At 71.3% G+C, this 22,374-nt stretch carries 22 protein-coding genes and 2 tRNA genes; 11 read left to right on the top strand and 13 right to left on the bottom strand.

Annotation, left to right across the window (positions count from 1 at the left end):
- Positions 1-51 precede the first annotated feature (51 nt).
- Complete coding sequence (locus RWK90_RS08755; RefSeq protein WP_314036837.1) at positions 52-732, bottom strand: aminodeoxychorismate/anthranilate synthase component II; 681 nt, start codon at positions 730-732, stop codon at positions 52-54.
- A gap of 90 nt (positions 733-822) precedes the next feature.
- Here RWK90_RS08755 and crgA point away from each other — a divergent pair, with 90 nt between their 5' ends.
- Together crgA and RWK90_RS08745 are read left to right on the top strand one after the other, a co-directional pair.
- A complete protein-coding gene (gene crgA / locus RWK90_RS08750; protein ID WP_314036835.1) occupies positions 823-1,089 on the top strand; it encodes a cell division protein CrgA in 267 nt (88 codons plus the stop codon).
- Between the two features lie 345 nt (positions 1,090-1,434).
- Entirely contained in the window at positions 1,435-1,902 is a 468-nt protein-coding gene (locus RWK90_RS08745; protein WP_314036833.1) for a PH domain-containing protein, read from the top strand.
- A gap of 157 nt (positions 1,903-2,059) precedes the next feature.
- Here the strand turns inward: RWK90_RS08745 and RWK90_RS08740 are convergent, their stop codons facing one another.
- Positions 2,060-2,794 (bottom strand): rhomboid family intramembrane serine protease, encoded by a 735-nt coding sequence (locus tag RWK90_RS08740; RefSeq protein WP_314036831.1) that lies wholly within the window; start codon positions 2,792-2,794, stop codon positions 2,060-2,062.
- 88 nt (positions 2,795-2,882) lie between these two features.
- The gene (locus RWK90_RS08735; protein WP_314036829.1) at positions 2,883-3,413 is read right to left on the bottom strand and encodes a peptidylprolyl isomerase; all 531 of its coding nucleotides are present in this window, start codon (positions 3,411-3,413) and stop codon (positions 2,883-2,885) included.
- 71 nt (positions 3,414-3,484) lie between these two features.
- Between RWK90_RS08735 and RWK90_RS08730 the strand changes: the two genes are divergently transcribed.
- From RWK90_RS08730 to RWK90_RS08715, 4 genes are all read left to right on the top strand, one after another.
- Positions 3,485-4,327 (top strand): hypothetical protein, encoded by an 843-nt coding sequence (locus RWK90_RS08730; RefSeq protein WP_314036827.1) that lies wholly within the window; start codon positions 3,485-3,487, stop codon positions 4,325-4,327.
- Positions 4,324-4,806, top strand: a complete 483-nt coding sequence (locus tag RWK90_RS08725; protein ID WP_314036825.1) for a GNAT family N-acetyltransferase — start codon at positions 4,324-4,326, stop codon at positions 4,804-4,806. The genes RWK90_RS08730 and RWK90_RS08725 overlap by 4 nt, the downstream gene beginning before the upstream one ends.
- Positions 4,807-4,845: 39 nt before the next feature.
- The gene (locus RWK90_RS08720; protein ID WP_314036823.1) at positions 4,846-6,168 is read left to right on the top strand and encodes a TrpB-like pyridoxal phosphate-dependent enzyme; all 1,323 of its coding nucleotides are present in this window, start codon (positions 4,846-4,848) and stop codon (positions 6,166-6,168) included.
- A gap of 104 nt (positions 6,169-6,272) precedes the next feature.
- Complete coding sequence (locus RWK90_RS08715) at positions 6,273-7,202, top strand: SDR family NAD(P)-dependent oxidoreductase (protein WP_314036821.1); 930 nt, start codon at positions 6,273-6,275, stop codon at positions 7,200-7,202.
- 117 nt (positions 7,203-7,319) lie between these two features.
- Here the strand turns inward: RWK90_RS08715 and RWK90_RS08710 are convergent, their stop codons facing one another.
- Positions 7,320-9,191, bottom strand: coding sequence for an ABC transporter ATP-binding protein (locus RWK90_RS08710; protein ID WP_396230288.1), 1,872 nt, complete (start codon positions 9,189-9,191; stop codon positions 7,320-7,322).
- Between the two features lie 257 nt (positions 9,192-9,448).
- On the opposite strand from RWK90_RS08710, the gene RWK90_RS08705 reads away from it, so the two are divergent.
- A complete protein-coding gene (locus RWK90_RS08705; RefSeq protein WP_314036820.1) occupies positions 9,449-10,960 on the top strand; it encodes a fatty acid desaturase in 1,512 nt (503 codons plus the stop codon).
- Between the two features lie 68 nt (positions 10,961-11,028).
- Positions 11,029-11,664, top strand: coding sequence for a TetR family transcriptional regulator (locus RWK90_RS08700; protein ID WP_314036818.1), 636 nt, complete (start codon positions 11,029-11,031; stop codon positions 11,662-11,664).
- A 134-nt stretch (positions 11,665-11,798) separates the two neighbouring features.
- Here RWK90_RS08700 and RWK90_RS08695 read toward each other — a convergent pair whose 3' ends face one another.
- Positions 11,799-12,557, bottom strand: coding sequence for a PaaI family thioesterase (locus RWK90_RS08695; protein WP_314036816.1), 759 nt, complete (start codon positions 12,555-12,557; stop codon positions 11,799-11,801).
- 11 nt (positions 12,558-12,568) lie between these two features.
- Here RWK90_RS08695 and RWK90_RS08690 point away from each other — a divergent pair, with 11 nt between their 5' ends.
- On the top strand, positions 12,569-13,387 hold the full coding sequence (locus RWK90_RS08690; protein ID WP_314036814.1) for an SDR family NAD(P)-dependent oxidoreductase: 819 nt from the start codon (positions 12,569-12,571) through the stop codon (positions 13,385-13,387).
- 100 nt (positions 13,388-13,487) lie between these two features.
- Here the strand turns inward: RWK90_RS08690 and RWK90_RS08685 are convergent, their stop codons facing one another.
- From RWK90_RS08685 to RWK90_RS08675, 3 genes are read right to left on the bottom strand one after another with little or no spacing between them, the layout of a single operon-like run.
- Positions 13,488-14,150, bottom strand: coding sequence for a PaaI family thioesterase (locus RWK90_RS08685; protein ID WP_314036812.1), 663 nt, complete (start codon positions 14,148-14,150; stop codon positions 13,488-13,490).
- Positions 14,151-14,206: 56 nt separating this feature from the next.
- Positions 14,207-14,923 (bottom strand): PaaI family thioesterase, encoded by a 717-nt coding sequence (locus tag RWK90_RS08680; RefSeq protein ID WP_314036810.1) that lies wholly within the window; start codon positions 14,921-14,923, stop codon positions 14,207-14,209.
- A complete protein-coding gene (locus RWK90_RS08675; RefSeq protein WP_314036808.1) occupies positions 14,920-16,419 on the bottom strand; it encodes an FAD-dependent oxidoreductase in 1,500 nt (499 codons plus the stop codon). The genes RWK90_RS08680 and RWK90_RS08675 overlap by 4 nt, the downstream gene beginning before the upstream one ends.
- Before the next feature lie 53 nt (positions 16,420-16,472).
- On the opposite strand from RWK90_RS08675, the gene RWK90_RS08670 reads away from it, so the two are divergent.
- On the top strand, positions 16,473-17,027 hold the full coding sequence (locus tag RWK90_RS08670; protein WP_314036806.1) for a nuclear transport factor 2 family protein: 555 nt from the start codon (positions 16,473-16,475) through the stop codon (positions 17,025-17,027).
- Positions 17,028-17,037: 10 nt separating this feature from the next.
- Positions 17,038-17,511: a hypothetical protein gene (locus RWK90_RS08665; RefSeq protein WP_314036804.1), complete on the top strand. Its 474-nt coding sequence runs from the start codon at positions 17,038-17,040 to the stop codon at positions 17,509-17,511.
- A 79-nt stretch (positions 17,512-17,590) separates the two neighbouring features.
- On the opposite strand, the gene RWK90_RS08660 is transcribed toward RWK90_RS08665, so the two are convergent.
- The 5 genes from RWK90_RS08660 to gyrA all read right to left on the bottom strand — a co-directional run bounded on the left by RWK90_RS08660 (position 17,591) and on the right by gyrA (position 22,286).
- Positions 17,591-18,871: an MFS transporter gene (locus RWK90_RS08660; RefSeq protein WP_396230303.1), complete on the bottom strand. Its 1,281-nt coding sequence runs from the start codon at positions 18,869-18,871 to the stop codon at positions 17,591-17,593.
- 5 nt (positions 18,872-18,876) lie between these two features.
- Positions 18,877-18,949, bottom strand: a tRNA-Ala gene (locus RWK90_RS08655).
- 60 nt (positions 18,950-19,009) lie between these two features.
- Positions 19,010-19,083, bottom strand: a tRNA-Ile gene (locus tag RWK90_RS08650).
- Between the two features lie 89 nt (positions 19,084-19,172).
- On the bottom strand, positions 19,173-19,757 hold the full coding sequence (locus tag RWK90_RS08645) for a DUF3566 domain-containing protein (protein WP_314036800.1): 585 nt from the start codon (positions 19,755-19,757) through the stop codon (positions 19,173-19,175).
- 3 nt (positions 19,758-19,760) lie between these two features.
- Positions 19,761-22,286: a DNA gyrase subunit A gene (gene gyrA, locus RWK90_RS08640; RefSeq protein ID WP_314036798.1), complete on the bottom strand. Its 2,526-nt coding sequence runs from the start codon at positions 22,284-22,286 to the stop codon at positions 19,761-19,763.
- Between the last annotated feature and the right edge of the window lie 88 nt (positions 22,287-22,374).

Genomic DNA, 22,374 nt, shown 5'->3' with positions numbered 1-22,374 from the left:
GGCGCGATCCGGGCGCGATCCGGGCGGGGTCAGGGCGCGATCCGGGCGGGGTCAGGCGAGGGCGGCGCCGCGGGTCCGGTCGAGCTCCGACTCGAGTCGCGTCACCAGCGCCTCGGACGGGCGCTCCCCGCACATCCCCAGCCAGTTCGCGAGCATGCGGTGGCCGCCGTCGCTCATCACCGACTCGGGGTGGAACTGCACGCCGTGGACGGGCATGTCGCGGTGCCGCATCGCCATGATCAGCCCCGACTCGGTCCACGCGGTGGGCACCAGCTCGTCGGGGATCGTCTCGGGCAGGACCGTGAGGGAATGGTAACGGGTGGCCGTGAACGGGCTGGGGATCCCGGCGAGAACCCCCGAGTCGTCGTGCGTGACCAGGCTCGTCTTGCCGTGCATGAGCTCGGCCGCGCGGTCGACGGTCGCGCCGAACGCCTCACCTATCGCCTGGTGGCCGAGGCACACGCCCAGTACGGGCACGCCCGCGCGTCCACAGACCCCGATGAGCGGGATCGTGGCGCCCGCCCGGTCGGGCGTTCCGGGTCCCGGGCTCAGCAGGACGCCGTCGTACCCGCCGACGACGCGCTCCAGACCGGCCGGGTCGTAGCGGCCGTCGGGGCCGGCGAGCCTGTCGTCGTCGTTCCTCCACACGTCGCACGTCGCGCCCAACTGACCCAGGTACTGGACCAGGTTGTAGACGAAGCTGTCGTAGTTGTCGACGACGAGGATGCGCATACACGCAGGGTACTGCCCTCGGCCGGGCCGACGTCCGCGGCGGGCTTGGTAGACTGACGCGCGACATCCCCCACCAGCTCGAGGACTGAAATGCCCAAGTCAAAGGTCCGGTCCAAGACCGAGTACACCGATGCGGCCGTCAGCCGTACCCCCGTCAAGGTCAAGGGCACCCCGACGGCGCGCTGGTATCTCGTCGTCATGCTGGGTCTGATGATCATCGGCCTGCTGTGGCTGGTCACGTATTACATCGCTGGCGAGCAGATCCCGTTCATGCGTGATCTGGAGACGTGGCAGAACTTCGCGATCGGCTTCGGTGTGGCCGTGGTCGGTCTGCTCATGACGATGAACTGGCGCTGACGGTTCTCCACAGGCCCCCACCGGGAGCGGTCCACACTCCATCCACAGCGTTATCCACAGGTCACCCCCCGCACGACGCGGGGGGTGACCTGCATTTTCTCTGAGAATCTCTCATTTGTGCAGGTCAACGGGTGGATCGCAAGCGCGCTACCCACGGTCCTCGCGTTCATCCACACCGCCCACACGCTGTGGACAACTCCATCCACACTGGGGATAAACCCTGTGAGGCATCAGCGAACCCGACACCGCAGGTCGGGCCCGCCGTCACTCGAACGACAATCGAACTCCACGCGTGTTATTCCTCCACAGTGTGGATAACGCCTGTGGATAAGGGAGGATGGTCGTGTGAATGGTGAGGCGGTCCCGGCGGCCGGGCACAGGGCGGTGTCGTGGTCGCCGGGCGTGGTGTGGCCGGGCCTGCAGATCGCCGGCGGTGTCCTGCTGGTGCTACTCGGTCTGCAGCGGCAGGATCCGCTCGCGCTGCTGCTCACGGGGCTGGCGGCGCTGATGCTCGTCGCCTCGGGGGTCTCGCAGCTGCTGCGGCGTCCGCGGATCGAGGTGGTCGACGGTCAGCTGGCGATCGCCCGGATCGGTGGTGCCCGGTTCGTCCCCCGGTCGGACGTGGTGGAGGTGCGGGCACTGGGCTCGGCGCGGTGGGGAATGCGGCAGCACATGATGCGGATCGAGTACCTCGACGACCGCGGCCGCGAGCAGCTGGACGTGTTCACGCGGCTCGACCTGGGCGCCGATCCCCGCGATGTCGTGGAGACGCTGACGCGGCTGGGCTTCGGGCACGCGCGGGGCGAGGGGTAGACCGCGGGTCCGGGCGCGGCGGGGCGGGCGGCGCCGTGGGCGCGGCGCGAGGGGTAGCCGTCGGCCCGGGGTCGGGCGCGCGGCTCGGCGGGCAGTGCCGTGAGCGCGGCACGGAGGTGCCGGGGGGCGGCACGGAGGTGCGTGGGCGCGGCGAGGCTCAGCGGAAGAGGGCGAACCCCACGGTCATGGCCTGCGCCGCGTACCAGGCCGCGAGACCGACGAGGACGACGACGACGAGGTACGCCGTCCACGACACGATCTCGCGCCCGGCTCGGCCCACGCGGGCGGGCAGGCGCCGGGGCAGCACCACCAGGGCGACGGCCGCGACGGCTCCCACCGCGAGACCACCGAGATGCGCGCCCAACGAGACGCCGGGGACGAGGAAGCTCACACCGACGTTGAGGATCAACAGCAGACCGATGCCCTTGACGTCCAGACGCAGGGACATCGCGACGATCGCGTACGCCCCCATGAGCCCGAAGATCGCCCCCGAGGCGCCGGCGGTGAGCGCGGTCTGCCCGGTGTACATCACCGTGACCGACCCGCCGAGCGCGGAGAGGACATAGAGCCCCAGGTAGCGGGCGTGACCGATGCTGCGCTCGATCCCCAGGCCGAGGATCCACAGCATGTACATGTTGAGCAGCAGGTGCACCGGCCCGAAGTGCTGGAATGCCGAGGTGAGCAGCCGCCACCACTCGTCGCGGACCGCCACCACGGGTGGGAACAGCGCCGTGGTCTCGAACAGGGCCGACGCGCTGTTCGCCATGAGGCTGCGCGCCTGCGCAGCGGTGGCGACGTAGACCGCCAGGTTCGCGGTGATGAGCCACGCCGTGACCGGCTGGAGGCGGAAGAAGCGCGAGATCGCGCCGCCGCGGTGGGTCTGGATGCTCATGGCTCCCGGTTCGTCGAGCTGGGGATAGACGTGCGGCGCGGGCCCGGGAGTTCCGGGACCCGCGCCGCCGACCGGCCGGGGAGGTCGGTCAGGAGATCTCGATCGACTCGATGACGACGTCGTCGGTCGGGCGGTCCATCGCACCGGTACGGGTGGTGGCGATCGCGTCGACGACCTTGCGCGAGTCCTCGTCGGCGACCTTGCCGAAGATGGTGTGGCGGTTGTTCAGGTGCGGCGTCGGGCCGACCGTGATGAAGAACTGCGACCCGTTGGTGCCCGGTCCCGCGTTGGCCATGGCGAGCAGGTAGGGCTCGGAGAACTGCAGCTCCGGGTGGAACTCGTCCTTGAACTGGTAGCCCGGGCCGCCGCGGCCGGTGCCCGTGGGGTCGCCGCCCTGGATCATGAAGCCGGCGATGACGCGGTGGAAGATGGAGCCGTCGTAGAACGGGCCGCTCTTCTCGCCCTTGGCGTTGGCCTGGGAGTACTCCTTGGACCCGTCGGCCAGACCGACGAAGTTCTGCACGGTCTCCGGGGCGTGGTTGCCGTAGAGCTCCACGACGATGTCGCCCCGGTTGGTGTGGATGGTTGCCTTCTGCGTTGCGATGCTCACGGGTTCCATCCTGCCACGGTGCCCGCACCGATGTCGGCGAGGTGGTGGTCGGTGTCCGAGCGCTGTGCCACCATCGTCACATGAGCACACGAAGCGATCGCGCCGCCGAACGTAAGGCCGTCTCACAGGCCGAGAAGGACCTGAAGAAGGCCGGCTCCGCCGCGCGCAAGGCATTCGACCTGAAGGATCCGCGGTTCCTCGGCGAGGCCGCCGTCGCCGCGACCCGCGGCCCGGTCGGGCTCGCCCTGTTCGGTGCCAGCAGGGGGCTCCAGGTGCTGCGGGAACGCCGCGCCGAACAGGCCGAGATCCTCGGTGAGCTCGCCGCGGACGCGCGCCAGCACGCCGACTCGCTGCGGGAGAAGACCTCCGCCCTCGCCGCGCCGCAGGAGAAGCGCAGCCCGGTGCGTCGGTTCGCACCGCTGTGGATCGTCGGCCTCGTCGGCGGCGCCGCCGTCGTGGGGGCCACCGCGTACTTCCTGCGCGACTCGGGATCGCCCGCCGCCTCGTCCCCGCCGGCGCCCAAGCCCACCCCGGCGCCGCCGCGTACGCCGACCCCGGCCGAGGCCGCCACCGGTGCGCCGGATCCCGCCACGGGGTCATCGGCCCCGCAGGCCGCCGCGTCAGCGGGCGCGGAGAGCTCGAAGGGCTCGGGGAGCTCAGGGACCTCGGAGGGGTCGAACGGTTCGGAGGGCGCGGAGACCGGGGAGGACCTGACGATCGAGTCCCCCGATCCCGAGGGCCCCGCAGACCAGGCCGCCGAGTCCTCCCCGGCCGCGGGCAGCGCCGCGCCCGGCCCCGCCGCCGGTTCCGCGCCGCAGCCCTCCGATGACGCGGCGACGGACGGCGCGGCGGCGACTGACACGGCGGCAGACGGCTCCGACACGACCGGGCCCACCACGGGCGGGAGCTCCGCCGACTCGTGAGCCACCCCGACGCGCGGGCCCTCGGTCCGTCGCTCGAGATCACCGCGTCCGCCCTGGCGGACCTGGGACCGCTGGACGTCCACGCGCTGTATCGCCTGCGCGTGGACGTCTTCGTCGCCGAGCAGGACTGCCCGTACGCCGAGATCGACGACGTCGACGCCGACCCCGGCACCACGCACCTGCTCGCCCGGACGGCGGACGGCGACCTCGTCGCGACCCTGCGGATTTTCGGCGACCGCGCCCCTGGCGGCGTCATGCACATCGGGCGGGTGTGCACCGCGCCCCGGTGGCGCGGCAGGGGTGTGGCCGCGGAGCTGATCCGCCGGGCGCTGGAGTCGTGCGGCACACGACCGGTGGAGATCGGTGCCCAGGCATACCTCGAGAAGTGGTACGAGCAGTTCGGATTCGTCCGCTCGGGGCCGGACTACCTCGACGGCCGGATCCCCCATCTGCCGATGCGACGCGACCTCCTAGGATGAGACCAGGCTCACCCCTATCCATCCTTCCCGAGGACACACATGACGTCTGACGCCCCCTCCGGCTCCCTGGTCAAGGCTCTCCTCCCCGAGAGCGAGATGCCGACGCACTGGTACAACATCCAGGCCGATCTCCCCGAGCCGATGGCGCCTCACCTGCACCCCGGCACCAAGGAGCCGCTCGGACCCGAGGACCTGGCGCCGCTGTTCCCCATGGCCCTCATCGAGCAGGAGGTCACCGGTGAGCGCTACGTCGAGATCCCGGAGGCCGTGCAGGAGATCTACCGGCTCTGGCGTCCGTCCCCGCTGATCCGCGCCCTCCGGCTCGAGAAGGCGCTCGGCACCTCGGCCCGGATCTACTACAAGTACGAGGGCACCAGCCCCGTCGGATCGCACAAGCCCAACACCGCGGTCGCGCAGGCGTACTACAACGCCGCCGAGGGCATCACCAAGCTCACCACCGAGACCGGTGCCGGCCAGTGGGGTGCGTCGCTCGCGTTCGCCGGACAGGCCTTCGGCATCGAGGTCGAGGTGTGGCAGGTCAAGGCCTCGTTCGAGTCCAAGCCGTACCGCCGGATGCTCATGGAGACCTTCGGGGCGTCCGTGCACCCGAGCCCGTCGGACCTCACCGAGGCCGGCCGGTCGTTCCTCGCCAAGGACCCCGGGACCCCCGGCTCGCTCGGCATGGCCGTCTCCGAGGCCGTCGAGGTGGCCGCGGCAGACCCCGAGGCCCGCTACTCGCTGGGCTCGGTGCTCAACCACGTCTGCCTGCACCAGACGGTCATCGGCGAGGAGGCCCTCAAGCAGCTCGCGATGTTCGGCGAGGGCGCCCCCGACTACGTCTACGGCTGCGCGGGCGGCGGCTCCAACCTGGCGGGCCTGGCGTTCCCGTTCATCCGCGAGAACCTCGGGGGCGCCGGGACGCGAATCGTCGCGGTCGAGCCCACGGCCTGCCCGTCGCTGACCGAGGGCGAGTTCCGCTACGACCACGGCGACGTCGCCGGCCTGACCCCGCTGATGAAGATGTACACCCTGGGTCAGGACTTCGTCCCGGACCCCATCCACTCCGGTGGCCTGCGCTACCACGGCATGGCGCCGCTGGTCAGCCACGTCAAGCACCTCGGTCTGCTCGACTCCGTGGCAGTGGAACAGAACGTCGCGTTCGCGGCGGGCGTCGAGTTCGCCAAGGCGGAGGGCATCGTCCCCGCGCCCGAGTCGACCCACGCGCTCGCCGGCGCGATCGCGAAGGCCCGCGAGCACGCGGGCGAGGCCGGCACCGGGCCGTCGATCGTGATCGGCCTGTCCGGCCACGGATTCCTCGACCTGCCCGCGTACGAGTCCTTCGTGCGCGGCGAGCTGGGCTGACCCGCCCACGGGTCGGCGACCTCGCAACGGGGGCACCGGCCCGGGTCGACCCCCCCACACGACCACACGACACACTCCCCAACCCTCGACAACAGGAGCCCCTTATGACCAAGACCATCGAGTTCACCGACCGCGTCGCGATCGTCACCGGTGCTGCCGGCGGCCTGGGCCGCGCCTACGCCCTCGCACTGGCCGAGCGCGGTGCCAAGGTCGTCGTCAACGACCTGGGCGGCGACGTCCGTGGCGAGGGCGGGTCGCCGTCGCTGGCACAGCAGGTCGTCGAGGAGATCACCGCGGCCGGCGGCGAGGCGATCGTCGACGGCAGCGACATCACCGACGAGGCCGCCGTCGAGGCCATGGTGTCCACGGTCATGGAGAAGTGGGGCCGCATCGACATCCTCATCAACAACGCCGGCATCCTGCGCGACAAGTCGTTCGCCAAGATGGAGCTGGCGGACTTCCGCAAGGTCGTCGAGGTCCACCTCATGGGGTCGGTCAACTGCACCAAGGCCGTGTGGCCGCACATGGCCGAGGCCGGCTACGGCCGCATCCTCATGACCACCTCCACCTCCGGCATCTACGGCAACTTCGGGCAGGCCAACTACGGTGCGGCCAAGTCCGGCCTGGTCGGCCTGATGAACGTGCTCGCCGCCGAGGGCGCCAAGAAGAACATCAAGGTCAACTCCATCGCGCCCACCGCGGCCACCCGCATGACCGAGGACCTGCTGCCGCAGCGCGTGCTGGACATCATGGGCCCCGAGACCATCGCGCCGGGCGCGCTGTTCATGGTCAGCGAGGACGCGCCCACCAAGACGATCCTCGGTGCCGGCGCCGGCGTGTTCGCGGTGTCGCAGATGGTCGAGAGCCGCGGCGTCTACCTGCCCGAGGGTGCGCGGACCCCCGAGGTCGTGGCCGAGCGCTGGGCCGAGATCGCCGACGTCACCGACGCCAACCCCCTCGAGGGCGCCTTCGAGCAGACCTCGAAGTACGCCGCGCTCGCGGCCCGTGAGCTCGGCCTGCACCTGGAGAGCTGACCCGCCGGGACACCGCGTGGAGAAGACCGTTCCGCCCGCATCGCCCGAGGGCGGCGTGAGCGGAACGGTCTTCTCGTCGCTGCCGACGCGGGGTGGGGTCACCCGTCGGCGCGGGCGCTACTCCTGGTCCGCGAACTGGGTCTCGTACAGCTCCGCGTACCGCCCGCCGGAGGCGAGCAGTTCGGCGTGGGTGCCCGACTCCACGACGCGCCCCGCCTCGAGCACGAGGATCCGGTCCGCGGCCCGGACCGTCGACAGGCGGTGCGCGATCACCAGCGACGTCCGGTCCGCCATCGCCTCGCCCAGCGCCTCCTGCACGGCGGACTCGTTGGTCGAGTCCAGCGCGCTCGTCGCCTCGTCCAGGACCACCACCGACGGCTCGGCGATGAGCAGCCGCGCGATGGTCAGACGCTGGCGCTCCCCGCCGGAGAGCCGGTAGCCGCGGTCGCCGATGACCGTGTCGAGCCCGTCGGGCAGCGACGCCACCAGGCCGTCGAGCCGGGCGCGGCGCAAGGCGTCCCACACCAGGTCGTCGGTGACCTCGGGGCGCGCGAAGGTGAGGTTCGCGCGGATCGAGTCGTGGAAGAGGTGACCGTCCTGGGTGACCATGCCGACCGTCCGACGGAGCGACGACGACGTGACCTCACGCACGTCCAGTCCCGCGACCCGCACCGCACCCGAATCGACGTCGTAGAGGCGGGGCAGAAGCGAGGCGATGGTCGACTTGCCGGCACCCGACGACCCGACGAGCGCGATCATCTCCCCCGGCGCGGCTCGGAACGAGATGCCGTGCAGCACCTCCTGACCGCCGCGGGTGTCGAGGACGGCGACCTCCTCCAGTGAGGCCAGCGAGATCTTGTCCGCCGACGGGTACGAGAAGTAGACGTCGTCGAACTCGATGGTCGCCGGGCCCTCGGGGATGTCGACGGCGTCGGGGGCGTCCGCGATGAGCGGTTCGAGGTCGAGGACCTCGAAGACGCGCTCGAAGCTGACGATGGCCGTGACGATGTCCATCGGCGCGTTGGCCAGCGCGGTCAGCGGACCGTACAGGCGCGTGAGCAGCAGCGCGAGCGCCACGACCGACCCGGCGTCCAGGCCGCCCCGCAGCGCGAAGTAGCCGCCCAGTCCGTAGACCAACGCCAGCGCCAGGGTGGACACGAGCGTCAGCGAGTTCATGAACACGCTCATCAGGAGCGCGGTACGCACCCCGATGGTGCGGACGCGGCCGGCGCGGGCGGCGAACTCCGCCGACTCCGTCGCGGGGCGGCCGAACAGCTTGACCAGCGTCGCGCCGCCGGCGTTGAACCGCTCGGTCATCTGGTCGTTCATCGACGCGTTGAGGTCCGAGGCCTCGCGCCGCAGCCGCGCCAGCCGCTTGCCCACGTACCGGGCGGGGAACAGGAAGATCGGCAGCAGCAGCACCGACAGGACCGTGAGCTGCCAGTTGATACCGGCCATCACGGCGAGCGTGAGCACCAGCTGGACCAGGTTCGACACGACCCCGGACAGGGTGTCGGAGAACGCGCGCTGGGCGCCCATGACGTCGTTGTTGAGCCGACTGACCAGGGCCCCGGTGCGCGTCCGCATGAAGAACGCGACGGGCATGGTCTGGACGTGATCGAACACCGCCCGGCGCAGGTCGAGGATCAGCCCCTCGCCGATCCGTGCCGACCACAGGCGGGTGAACACCGCGGCGACGGCCTCGACCACGCCGATCGCGGCGATGAGGCCCGCGAGCCCGAGCACCACCTGTACCGGCGATGCCTCGACGATCGCGGTGACGACCCGCCCGGCGAGCACGGGCGTGAGGACCGCGAGGGACGCCCCGAACACCGAGAGGATCAGGAAGATGACGATCCGCCGTGAGTGCGGGCGCGCGAACTGCCCGATCCGGCGGAAGTTCTCGCGGGTGAAGACACTCCGGTCCAGCGAGATGTTGCTGTTCTCGGCCCGGTACAGCGTCCGCATGGCGGCCATGTGCATGGACAACCGGGCCACTCCTCTCGCGCCGGTGGAGGGGCGTACCGGCGACGTTCCGTACAACCCGGGCGCCGCCCCGCCTATTCCGGCCCGCATCGGCGGACGCGGGTCCTCGTCGTCGTCCCCTCGGGGCCCTCCCCACCACCTCCCCCTCGATCTCTGGACAAACTCCCGCCGTATGTCTAGACACAGGCCGGGATTTTGTCTAATGTCAGAGTCAGCAGAGTGGCGTATGCCACATCCTCTTGATTCGGAGGTCGTCAGCGATGTCCAGCACCGAGTACATCCGCCCCGCCGACGGGGCCGGTGAGCACGAGGCGCCTCACGCGCACCATGACCCTCACACCCACGCGCACGCCGACGTCGAGCCCTACGCGTGGACCGACGCCAAGCGTTACCTCTGGCTCCTCGGCGTCATCCCCGCGATGGGCCTGTTCCTGTCCATGCCGTTCGTCGCCGGCTTCAACGCCCTCGGCTGGGAGATCCCCGCCACCGTCGCGTGGTACCTCCTGCCGCTCCTCGTCTACGTCGCCATCCCGCTCGGCGACCTCGCGATCGGCGAGGACGGGGAGAACCCGCCCGACGAGGTCATGGACAAGCTCGAGGCGGACCCCTTCTACCGCTGGTGCACCTACCTGTACATCCCGCTGCAGTACGGCTCCCTCGTCGCGGCCTGCTACCTGTGGACCGCCGACGACCTGTCCTGGCTCGGGTACGACGGCGGGCTGGGTATCGCCGCCTCCGTCGGCGTCGCCTGGACCGTCGCGATCACCGGCGGCATCGGCATCAACACCGCCCACGAGCTGGGACACAAGATCGCCGGCAGCGAGAAGTGGCTGTCCAAGGTGGCGCTGGCCACCACCGGCTACGGGCACTTCTTCATCGAGCACAACCGCGGGCACCACGCGCGGGTCGCCACCCCGGAGGACCCCGCCAGCTCGCGCTTCGGCGAGTCGTTCTGGGCGTTCCTGCCCCGCAGTGTGGTGGGCTCGCTCCGCTCGGCGTGGTCGCTGGAGTCCGAGCGCCTCGCCCGGCTGGGCAAGAGCCCCTGGACTCTGCGCAACGACAACCTGAACGCCTGGCTCATGACCGTCGTGCTGTTCGGCGCGCTCATCGCGGTGTTCGGCTGGGAGGTCGCCCCCTGGCTCATAGTCCAGGCGATCTTCGGGTTCTCCCTGCTCGAGGTGGTCAACTACCTCGAGCACTACGGCCTGCTGCGCCAGAAGACCTCCGCCGGCCGGTACCAGCGGTGCCGCCCCGAGCACTCGTGGAACTCGGACCACCTGGTGACCAACATCTTCCTGTACCACCTGCAGCGCCACTCGGACCACCACGCCAACCCGATGCGCCGCTACCAGATGCTCCGCAGCTTCGAGCAGGCCCCGCAGCTGCCGTCCGGGTACGCCACGATGATGGTCATCGCCTACGTCCCGCCGCTGTGGCGCAGGGTCATGGACAAGCGCGTCCTGGCCCACTACGACGGGGACATCACCCGCGCCAACATCCAGCCGTCCAAGCGGGAGAAGATCCTCGCCCGGTACGGGGCCGGCACGACCGCGGTGGTCGAGGAGGTCGTCGCGGACACCGACATCGCCACCGACCAGACCTCGCCCACCGGTGAGTACGTGTGCCCCAACTGCGGCAATCACTACTCCGAGGCCGCGGGCCTGCCCCGGGAGGGGTTCCCGCCCGGCACCCCGTGGTCGGCCATCCCCGCCACCTGGCAGTGCTCCGACTGCGGCGTGCGTGACAAGGTGGACTTCCTGCCCGTGAAGTGACCCCGGGTGCGGGGCGGCCCACCCGCCCCTCGCCCACCCGGCGAGGGGGATCAGACACAATGGACACCATGCCCCGTCACCGCCAGACCAGTGACCGGCGCTCCCCCGCGGACACCCGCGGGGAGCGCCGACCGCTCCGCGCCACCGTGTTCGAGGCCATGCACGAGCTCCTCGGCTCGCGCGACTGGTCCGCGGTCACCATGTCCGACGTCGCCAAGGCCGCCGGCCTCAGCCGCCAGACGCTCTACAGCACATTCGGCAACCGCCAGGGCCTGGCACAGGCGTACGCGTTGCAGCTGTCCGAGACGTTCGCCGGCGAGATCCGCGACTCGATCATCCGCTACCCCGGCGAGATCGAGACCGCCCTGCGCGAGGGCATCAACGGCTTCCTGCTCTCGAGCCAGCGCGACCCTCTCATCCGGGCCCTGCTCACCGGCGACATCAAGCCCGAACTGCTCCGGCTCATCACCACGGAGGCCGGGCCGCTCATCGAACGCGCCACCGAGGTGCTCACCCCGGCGCTGTCCGAGAGCTGGATGCACATCGACGAGGCCCAGGCACGGCTCGCCGCCTCGATCATCGCCCGCATCGGCATCAGCTTCATCTCGCTGCCGCCCGAGGACCCGGACGAGCTGGCCTCCGGGCTCACCGAGGTGATCGCCCCCTACCTGCAGAAGGTCGTCCAGGTCGACCTACCCGGCTGAGCCCCCGGCCCGGGCGGTGCCGCGCAGGCACCACCCGGGTCCGGCCGGGCCGTGCGGCCGGGCCGGGCCGTGCGGCCGGGCCGGGCTCGTGCGGAGGCCCGGGCTCGTGCGGACGGCCCGGGCCGTGCACAGACCTATCCGCCGTCGCCGAGCATCGACTCCGTCCCCGGCTGACCGGGCACCGGGACGCTCGCCTCGAGGAACAGTCCCCGCGCCTCGACGCACAGGCGGTCCCCGGCGTGAATGGTCGCGTGGGTCCACGTCTTGCGGCCCTCGCTCTCCTGGACCCAGGCGCGGAACGTCAGCGGCTGGAGCAGCGGGGTGGGTGACCGGTAGTCGATCTCGTAGTGCGCGGTCATCCCGAAGCGACCGCCCCAGTGGTTGGCGAAACCCATCATGTGGTCGATGATCAGGGCGCTGATCCCCCCGTGGACACACCCGGGAGGGCCCTGATAGACCGGCCCCAGCGTGACCTCCGCGCGCACCGAGCCGTCGTCGCAGCCGTAGAACTGCACCGGCGGGGCGAGCGGGTTCTCCGGCCCGGCGACCGGGTTCGACCGGCGGGTACCGGCGCCCGTCCACATGTTCTCCAGCCGCACGGACGGCGACGGGACACGCGGCTCGAGCAGGTCGGCGACCTCGGCCAGGCGGTCCGCGATGTCCCCCAGCTCGACATCCGAGTGCGCCAACGCCGCCGTGGCCTCGCGCAGCCGCCGCAGCTCGGCCACCGCTCGATCGAGGTCGGGATCCGCCGGGGCCAACTCCGGGGTGGGGACCGGTTCGAAGGTCTCCCCCAGCCGCTTCCGCGCCGCCTCGAGGGAGAAATCCTCATTCGGACCCATCTTCGGCAGGGGCACGCCGCCGAATCCGGGACTATTGCTCTGTTTAGTCATACTCTTAGGGTATGTCGACACCTGTCAATCCGAAGCCGTTCGATCCCGCAACCTATGGCCCCTGGGCGCTCGTCGTGGGCGGAAGCGAGGGCGTGGGCGCCGAGATCGCCTTCCGCCTCGCCGACCAGGGGGTGTCCACCGTCCTCGTCGCGCGCAAGCCCGGCCCCCTGGAGGAGACCGCCGAGGCCGTCCGCGCCAAGGGCGTCGAGTGCAAGACCGTCTCGGTCGACCTCACCGAGCCCGGCGCCACCGAGGGGATCGCCGCGGCCTGCGAGGGCCTCGACCTCGGCCTGATCGTGCTCAACGCCGGCGCCAACACCTACGGCGCCGAGTTCGTCGAGTCGGACATGGACAAGGTCCAGAAGGTCATCGACCTCAACATCACCTCGCCGATGCAGATCATCCGGCAGTTCGGCCCGGGCCTCAAGGCCCGCGGTCGCGGCGGGATCGTCGTCATGGGCTCGATGGCCGGCTACCTCGGCCACGCCGACATGAGCGTCTACTCGGCCGCCAAGGCGTTCAGCCGCGTGTTCGTCGAGGGACTGTGGCTCGAGATGCGCGAGCACGGCGTGGACGTCGTCGAGGTCATCCTCGGCGTGGTCCGCACCCCGGCCATGGTCCGCGCGGGCCTGGACATGGATCTGCCCGGCTTCACCGTCAGCGAGCCCGAGGAGGTCGCCGAGGAGGTCCTCGCGTCCATCGGCAACGGCCCCATCCACGTCTGCGGCGGCGAGAACAACGTCAAGGGTGTCGAGTTCTCCTCCGGCACCAACCGCGGCCGGATCGTCGCCGGCTCGCACAAGCGCATGAAGGCGCTGCGCGGGAACTGACACGTCCGCCCCGGGGCCGGCCGTGCGGGCCACATCCGCACCGGCCGCCCCGGGGTGCGCGGATCCGGAGGAAAGATCCGGAGGGCCGACCCGGAGGGCCTCAGCCCTCGATCGGCTTGCTCTGGTCCCCCTCGAGCATCCACCGCGGGGTGACGAACATGCCCTCCACCGACGCGCACAGCGTGTCGCCGGCGTGCAGCGTCCCCGTACACCAGAGCTTGCGCCCGTCCACCCGGACCTGGCGCGCCTCGAACCGCAGCGGCGTGTCCAGCGGCGTGGGGGCGGAGTAGGTGACCCGCAGGTCCACGGTCATACCGATGTGCTCCGCCGCGGCGTTGGCCAGGCCGAGCATCTCGTCGAACAGCATCGCCACCACGCCCCCGTGCACGCATCCGGGCGGGCCCTGGAACTCCACACCCAGCGTGAGGTCGGCGCGCACGGTGCCGTCGGGGAGGACGACGGCCTCGAGGGGCGGCGACGCCGGGTTACGCGAGCCGATGACGGGGTTGGCGGCGATGTGCTCGGGCACGCCCCACGACTCGTACTCGGCCGGCGGCTGCGGGGTCGCGGCGGCCTCGATGCGGTCGGCCAGCTCGCGGGCCAGCTCGATCTCCGCGGACAGGTCCTCGAAACCCGCGCCGGAGACGAGGCCGCGGATACGCCTCAGCTGCCGGGCGAGCTCGGTGGCACCGGAGGCGTGATCGGGCTGATCGAGGAAGGTCCTGGCCGAGGCGGGGGCCCCGGAATCTGGCTGTTCGGTCACGTCGTGTGACGTTACCCCGCGGTCGGGCACCACCCCCCGCGGCCCGGCCCGGCGGGCTACGTCCCGTCCTCGTCCCGGTGCTGCTGGTACTCGGCCACCCACTGATCGGGCATGACGAACAGGCCCTCCGCGGTGGCGCACAGGCGCTCGCCGTGGTGGATGGCGCCCTGGGCCCACACCTTGCGGCCATCGACGCGGACCTGGCGGCCGGTGACCACGATCGGCTCGAGGATCGGCGTGGGGCTCCGGTAGTCCAGGTCGAGGTACAGCGTCATCCCCGTGGTCCCGGCGTGGTGATTGGCCCGGCCCAGCACCGCGTCGAACAGCAGGGCCACGATCCCGCCGTGCACGCAGCCCGGAGGGCCCTGGTACTCGAGCCCGAAGGTGATCTCGGACCGGACGGTGCCGTCCTCGAGCAGCTCGAACTCCGCCGGCGGCGCGAGCACGTTGGACCGGCCGATGATCGGGCAGTTGGGGACGTAGCGGCGCGCCCTCCAGCTGACCTCCTGCCGGTGCTGGGGGCTCGCCGACGCGGCCTCGAGCTCGTCGGCCACCTCGCGGAGCCGGGCGGTGAGCGGGCCCAGGTCGGTGTCGAAGATCCCGCCGGTGGTCAGTGCGCGGATCCGGCGCACCTGCTCGACCAGGGCGTAGAGGCCCTCGTCGTCGTCGTCGTCCATCCGGTCGACCGGGCGGCCACCGTCACGCGCGGGGTCCAACGGACCCAGGTCGATGTCCGGTCGCTCCCGCCGCACGACGGCGACCTGCCCGCTCACGCCTGCACCGGATCGACGGCGTCCGCGCCGACCGACGCCCCGGCCGTACCGGGCGCCGCCGCCGCGCCCCGGCCCGCGCGACGGCCGAAGAACGACCCGTCGCCCAGGGAGGTGCCGGAGATGTAGCCGTCACCGTGGAGACCGTGCGTGCAGCGGCCCGCGGCGAACAGGCCGGGAACGGGCTCGCCAGAGCGGCTGAGCACCCGGGAGTCGAGGTCGGTGTGCAGGCCGCCCAGCGTGAAACCCTGGGCCTTGAGGGGCAGGCCGTTGAAGGTGTCCGGGCCGCCGGCCCCCGTGGGATACGCGCCGAACGGCGGCTCGAGCGGGCGCACCCACTGCGCGCTCTTGCCGAACTGCGGGTCCTCGCCGCGGGCGGCGCCCTCGTTGTAGCGGCGCAGCTGGTCGGCCAGCGCGTCGGCGGGCAGCCCGCAGTCGGCAGCCAGCTCCTCGATGGTCTCGGCCGCGTGCATGGGCTGCATGCCCCACAGCTCGGACTCCGGGACGTCCTCGATGCCCTTCTCGTCGACGATCACCCACACCGGCGGGCGGCGGTGGTGCACGGCGGCGTGGCAGTACAGGCCCGGGTAGACCTCCTCGTTGATGAAGCGCTGGCCGTCGCCGTCGACGAGCATCGAACCCACGACCAGGCGCGGGATGATGAGCATCGCGGTCTCGGTCTGGTGCATGCGGCGCACGGCGGCGCCGACCTCCATGCCCATCTCGATACCCGAGCCGTCGTCGCGGCCGTCGGAGACCTTGTCCTTGCCCAGCTGCTGGGGGGCCCACTGCTCGAGCATGCGGTCGTTGTCCACGAACCCGCCCGTGGCGAGCACGACGCCGCCGGTGGCGCGGTACTCGCGCTCGGCGCCGAACTGCGTGGCGCGCACGCCCACCACGCGGCCGTCCTCGACGATCAGCGAACGCGCCTTGACGTCACAGTGCAGGTCGACGCCCGCCTTCTCGGCGGTGGCGACGAGCGCGTCCATGAGGACGTTGCCGGCGAAGTTCGGGGCGGGCGGGCGGTGTCCGCGCGCGGCCGGCCTGGCCAGCGACGCGTACGGCTCGGCCCGCTCCCCCATCCACATGAGGCCCGAGTCGTCGCCCGGCATCCAGGTGGGTGTGTCCCACAGCTTGTGGTTGAACACCGCGCCGTGGTCGACCAGCCAGTCGTGGTGTTCGACCGCACCGGCGCAGTAGGCGTCGATCTTGGCCTGGTCGGCGTTCGGTCCGAGTGCGGCGGTGAGGAACGCGCGCATGTCCTCGACCGTGTCGGTGATGCCGAGCGCGGCCTGGGTGGCGGTGCCGCCGCCCAGGTAGACCTCGCCGCCCGACTGCGCGGAGGACCCGCCGGGCCCGGACGCGCCCTCGAGGGCGATGACCGTGGCCCCGGCCTCGGCGGCCTCGATGGCCGCGCACGCCCCGGCGATGCCCATTCCCACGACCACGACGTCCGCCGTGAAGACCGATGGACCGGTGTCCGATGTAGTGTCCGCCATACCCGGAACTATAACGTGTTCACCCTCTGAGTCGGCGCATTAATGTGGAGGCCATGACTTCCTCCTCCGAGGCCCTGAGCCTCGACTCCCTCGACGCCCGCCTCGCCTCACTCGAGGCGCGCCTCACCACCACCCACGACCGCCTCGCCGCCGCCGAGGACGAACTGGCGATCCTGCGCATCCTCGCCGCCTACTCCCCGCGCGTGGACTCCGGCGACGCCGAGGGCGTGGCCGAGCTGTGGACCTCGGACGGCGTCTACGACGTGGACACCGGCCGCCTGGAGGGCCACGACGGCCTGGTGGAGATGGTGACCGGTGACGCGCACCAGGGGCTCATCGCGCACGGCTGCGGGCACGTCCCGAGCCTTCCGGTCGTCCTGCTCGACGGCGACCGCGCCGTCGCCACCGGCTACACCCAGCTCGTGGTGCGTTCCTCCAAGCCCGGGCGGTACACCGTGGTGCGCGTGACGGCCAGCCGGTGGGAACTCGAGCGACGCGGGTCGGTGGAGGCGCCCGACCGCGGGTGGCGGGTGGTGCTGCGCACCGCGCGCGCGATGACCGACGACGGCGAGGGTCGGGCCCTGCTGGGACGGTCCCGCGAGAGGTAGCGTGGCGCGTATGAACCGCCGCCGACGTCGCGCGTCCGCCGATCCGACGCTGCGGGCCGGTCGGCTCGCGCTGCTCACGACGTCGGCGGCCCACCTGGGTTTCCAGTCCATGGTCACCTCGGTGGTCTACCCGCAGCTGTTCGACGGCCCGACGCACGGGATCGCCGAGCGGCAGGCCGATCACGCCCGCCGGATCGCCCCGGTGGCCCTGACGCTGTACGCGTCGGGCCTCGGGGCGGTGGCGTGGTCGGCCTACGGGTCGATCCGCTCGCGCGAACGTGCGGGGCTGGCCGCGACGGTCGTGGCCTGCGCGGCGACCCTCGCCGCGCCCGCGGTCACGGCCGGCGTCGTGCCGCTGCACTCGGGGATCGCCCGGGAACAGGTCACGCGGCCCCGGATCGCGGCCCTGCTGGCCTCGGACCGCCTCCGTACCGGTCTCGCCGCGCTGGGCGTCGTGGCCGCCGCGCAGGCGCTGAGCGCCTGACCCCCCGCGCGGGCGCCGGCGCTCGGCGCCTGATCTCCGGCGCGGGCGGGCCCGCGCGGAGCACCGGCCGGTGAGGTCGTCAGGCCCGGCGGGAGCGTGAGACGGGGACCAGGGCCCCCATCGCGACCAGTCCCATGACCAGCGCGAGCACGTGGTAGGCGGGGATGAGCCCGATGCCCTCGGCGATGACGGCCGCGACCACTGCCGGCACCCCGAGCGAGATGTAGGCCACGACGAACAGCGCGGAGTAGACCTGCCCGCGCACGGCCGGGGGCGCGCTCTGCGCCACGAGCGTGTTGCCCATGAGGAACAGCAGGCCCATCCCCAGGCCGGTGAGTGCGGCCGCGGCGACGAAGCCAGCCACCGTGCCGGCCTCCAGCGACGCCGACGCCACGAGCAGCCCCGCGACGAGCGCGCCCACCCCGACGGTCACACCGAGCCGCCACCGCTCCGGCCCGGACCGCAGGTTCCACACGAGCTGGGCGGCCCCCGCCGACGCCTGCAGGCTGGCCACGACGAGTCCGGTGACCAGGTAGTCGGACCGGCCCAGCAGGTCGCGCGCGATGGCCCCGCCGAGGCCCAGGACGACGCCGCCGACGGACCACGAGACGGTCACGCACACGGCGGCCAGGGCGAACGTCGTCCGGATCTCGGCCGGGACCGTGGGGGGACGCAGGCGCAGCGCCTCGCGTGCGGTGGAGGAGCCGCCCGCCGTCTCCGGCACGAGGGTGGCCACCGCCACCAGGAGGGCGAGGGTGGCGCCGGCGATGACGAGGTAGGGATGGACGAGGGGGGACGACGACGAGGTGGCCACGGCGCCCGCGAGGAGCACTCCGCCGGCGATGCCGAAGTTGGTGGTGGAGCTGCTGGTGAGGGCGCCGACCCGTGAATCCCGGGTCGGGTGCAGCTCGATGAGCGCGGCCGGGGCCGAGCCGGTGACGAGGCCCACGGCCAGTCCCTGGATGATCCGGGCGACGACGAGCCAGGCGACGGACGGGGCGGCGGCGAGCATGCCCATGCTGACCGCCAGCAGTGTCAGCCCGGCGAGGACCACGGGGCGGCGGCCGATCGCGTCGGAGAGCCTCCCGAGGAACAACAGGGGCACGAGGACCGCGAGCGCGTATACGGCGTAGACCACCGTGATCGTGGTGCCGCCGACGCCCCACGACTGCTGGTAGTCGACGTACAGGGGCGAGGGGGTGGCGCTGGACGCCAGGGCCACGGTGACCACCAGGGCCATGAGGACGAACGGCACCCATGACGAGCGGGTGGTGGTCTGCACGGTGCCCCTCTCCGACCGGGACGGTCTCCGCCCGGCGGGGACGGGTGGGTGCGCGGCCGGGGCGCGGCCGGGGCCGATGGGAGTGGAGCCTAGGGGATTCGAACCCCTGACATCTGCCTTGCAAAGGCAGCGCTCTACCAACTGAGCTAAGGCCCCGTCACCGCCAAGCATAAACGCCGGACCGCGTCGAGCGGATCCGGCGTCTGCCTGGCGGAGTGGGCCTAGGAGGACTTGAACCTCCGACCTCCAAATTATCAGTTTGGCGCTCTAACCACCTGAGCTATAGGCCCTCGTACCGAGGAGTGAATCTACCCGACGTCCCCGCTCCGGCCCAAATCGGCATCTCGGACGCGGTCCCCGGCACCCTCACGTCGCCGTGTCACACGCGCCGGTCACTGAGCGTGACCTGCACTCCCCCGCCGGTGAGGCCGGCCGCGAGGTTGTAGATGAACACCGCGAGCGTGGCGAGGATCGACAGCAGCAGGACGTTGAGCAGTCCGACGCCACCGCTGTAGAGGAAGATCGTCGACGGCCCGATCACGGAGGCGGACTCGTCGCCGGCGACACCGGACAGCAGCCCGCCGAGCCGGTCCCACACACCCATGCCGGACAGCAGCAGGTAGGTCACCCCGATGGCGACCATCCACACCAGGTAGAGCGCGAACATGAGCCCCAGGACGGTGGTGAACGCCGACCACGGGTCGATCCGCTTGAGCACCAGCACGGACTCGAGCGGCCCACGACGCTCGGTCGGTGGCACCACCGGGGCGGCGCGTCCGGCCGCCCCGCCCGAGTGGGCCCTGGACACGCCGCCGCTGACGCCCTCGGCCCGGTGCTGCGGCGCCGCCGGGAACGCGGTGGTCGCCGCGGCGCTCGCTCCGGTCTCCGACCCGCCGTACCCGGGCGCCGGGGTGGACCCCCCGGTCTCGGGACCCTCGGCGGCCGGTTCGGTCGGGTCGGTCATCGCCTACTCCTCCGTGATGGACTCGGCCTCGGCCTTGTCCTCGTCGTCGGGCTCGTCCGCATTGCGCGCGATGGCCAGCAGCGAGTCGCCCTCGGCGAGGTTCATCAGACGCACGCCCTTGGTCTGCCGGCCGGCCTTGCGGACCTGCTTGGCGAACGTGCGGATCACGCCGCCGCTGGAGGTGATCGCGTAGAGCTCGTCCTGCAGCTCCACGATCGTCGCGCCGACGAGCTTGCCGCGCTTGGGGTCGAACATGAGCGTGAGCACGCCCTTGCCGCCGCGTCCCTGGGCGGTGTACTCGCTCAGCGCGGTGCGCTTGGAGTAGCCGCGTTCGGTGGCGACCAGCAGGAAGTACTTGCCCTCGTCCGAGTCGGACCGGACCACCGACATGCTCAGCAGCGCGTCGCCGTCGTTGAACCGCATGCCCATGACACCCGACGTCGCGCGACCCATCGGGCGCAGCGTGTCGTCGTTGGCGTGGAATCGGATCGACTGACCCTTCTCCGACACCAGCAGCAGGTCGTCCTCCGGGCCGGCGAGCGCCGCACCGACGAGCTCGTCGCCGTCGCGGAGGTTCACGGCGATGAGGCCGCCCGAGCGCGGGGAGTCGTAGTCCTCGAGCCGGGACTTCTTGACCAGGCCGTTCTTGGTGGCCAGGACGAGGTACGGGGCGTCCTGGTAGCCCTTGATCCGGATGACCCCGGCGATCCGCTCCTCCGGCTGGAAGGCCAGCAGATTGGCCACGTGCTGGCCGCGCGCGGTCCGGTTGGCCTCGGGCAGCTCGTAGGCCTTGATCCGGTAGACCCGGCCCTTGGTGGTGAAGAACAGCAGCCAGTCGTGCGTGGAGGAGACGAAGAAGTGCCGGACGATGTCGTCCTGCTTGAGCTCCGCCCCGCGCACGCCCTTGCCGCCGCGCTTCTGGGCCCGGTAGAGATCCGTGCGGGTGCGCTTGGCGTACCCGGTCTCGGTGATGGTGACGACGACGTCCTCACGGGCGATGAGGTCCTCGTCGGTGACGTCACCATCCGCGGGGATGATCCGGGTCCGACGGTCGTCGCCGTACTTCTCGACGATCTCGCGCAGCTCGTCGCCGACGATCGCGCGCTGACGCTCGGGCCTGGCCAGGATGTCCTTGTAGTCGGCGATCTCGAGCTCGATGGCGGCGAGCTGGTCGACGATCTTCTGCCGCTCCAGGGCCGCCAGGCGCCGCAGCTGCATGTCGAGGATGGCCTGGGCCTGGTCGTCGTCGATCTCGAGGAGGTCCTTGAGGCCCTCCCGCGCGACCTCGACCGTCTCGGACCGCCGGATGAGTGCGATGACCTCGTCCAGCGCGTCGAGCGCCTTGACCAGGCCGCGCAGGATGTGGGCCCGCTTCTCGGCCTCGTCGAGCAGGTACTGGGTCCGCCGGACGATGACCTCGACCTGGTGCGTGACGTACAGGCGTACGAGGTGGTGCAGCGCCAGGGTCCGGGGGACGCCGTCGACGATGGACAGCATGTTCGCACCGAACGACGTCTGCAGCTGCGAGTGCTTGTAGAGGTTGTTGAGCACGACCTTGGCCACCGCGTCACGCTTGAGAGTGACGACGATGCGCAGGCCGACACGGTCCGAGGACTCGTCGTCGATCTTGGAGATCCCGGCGATCTTGCCGTCGCGCAGCTGCTCGGCGATCGAGAGGATCATGTTGTCCGGGTTGACCTCGTAGGGCAGCTCCGTGATGACAATGACCGTCCGGTTGCCCTCCTCCTCGATCGAGGTCTTGCCCCGCATCCGGATCGAGCCGCGCCCGGTGGACTGGTAGTCGTTGATCCCCTGCTCGCCGACGATGTAACCGTGCGTCGGGAAGTCCGGACCCTTGATCCGTTCCATGCACGCCGCGAGGGTCTCCTCCTCGTCGGCGTCCGGATTGTCCAGGCACCAGTAGATCGCCTCGGCGACCTCGCGCAGGTTGTGGGGCGGCATCTTGGTGGCCATGCCGACCGCGATACCGCTCGAGCCGTTGACCAGCAGGTTCGGGATGCGCGAGGGCAGCACGACCGGCTCAGACGTCTTACCGTCGTAGTTCGGCTGGAAATCGACCGTGTTCTTGTCGATGTCCCGGACCATCTCCATGGCCAGCGGGGTCATCTTGCACTCGGTGTAGCGCATGGCCGCGGCGCCGTCGTTGCCGCGGGAGCCGAAGTTCCCCTGACCGTCGACCATCGGGTAGCGCATGGCCCACGGCTGCGCCAGACGGACGAGCGTGTCGTAGATCGCCGAGTCACCGTGCGGGTGGTAGTTGCCCATCGTGTCGGCGACGGGCTTGGCCGACTTCACGTAGCTGCGCTCGGGACGGTAGCCGTTGTCCCACATCGCGTAGAGGATGCGGCGGTGCACGGGCTTGAGCCCGTCCCTCACATCCGGGAGTGCGCGGCCGACGATGACGCTCATCGAGTAGTCGATGTAGCTTCTCTGCATCTCGGCCTGGATGTCGACCGGCTCGATCCGGTCGTGACCCCCGGCCTCGGGCGGCAACGTCGTGTCCGTCATGGGCTCCTCTTCGTCTCGCGCTCGAAACAGCGCCACTGGGCACGCTTCGACCGGACCAGTCTATAGGACCAGCGGAAACGCAGGGTCG

The organism is Dietzia sp. CH92 (assembly GCF_032248695.1).
Classification (GTDB): Bacteria; Actinomycetota; Actinomycetes; order Mycobacteriales; family Mycobacteriaceae; genus Dietzia.
Note: the sequence above shows the minus strand (reverse complement) of the source record. Positions and strands in the feature narration are given on the sequence as shown.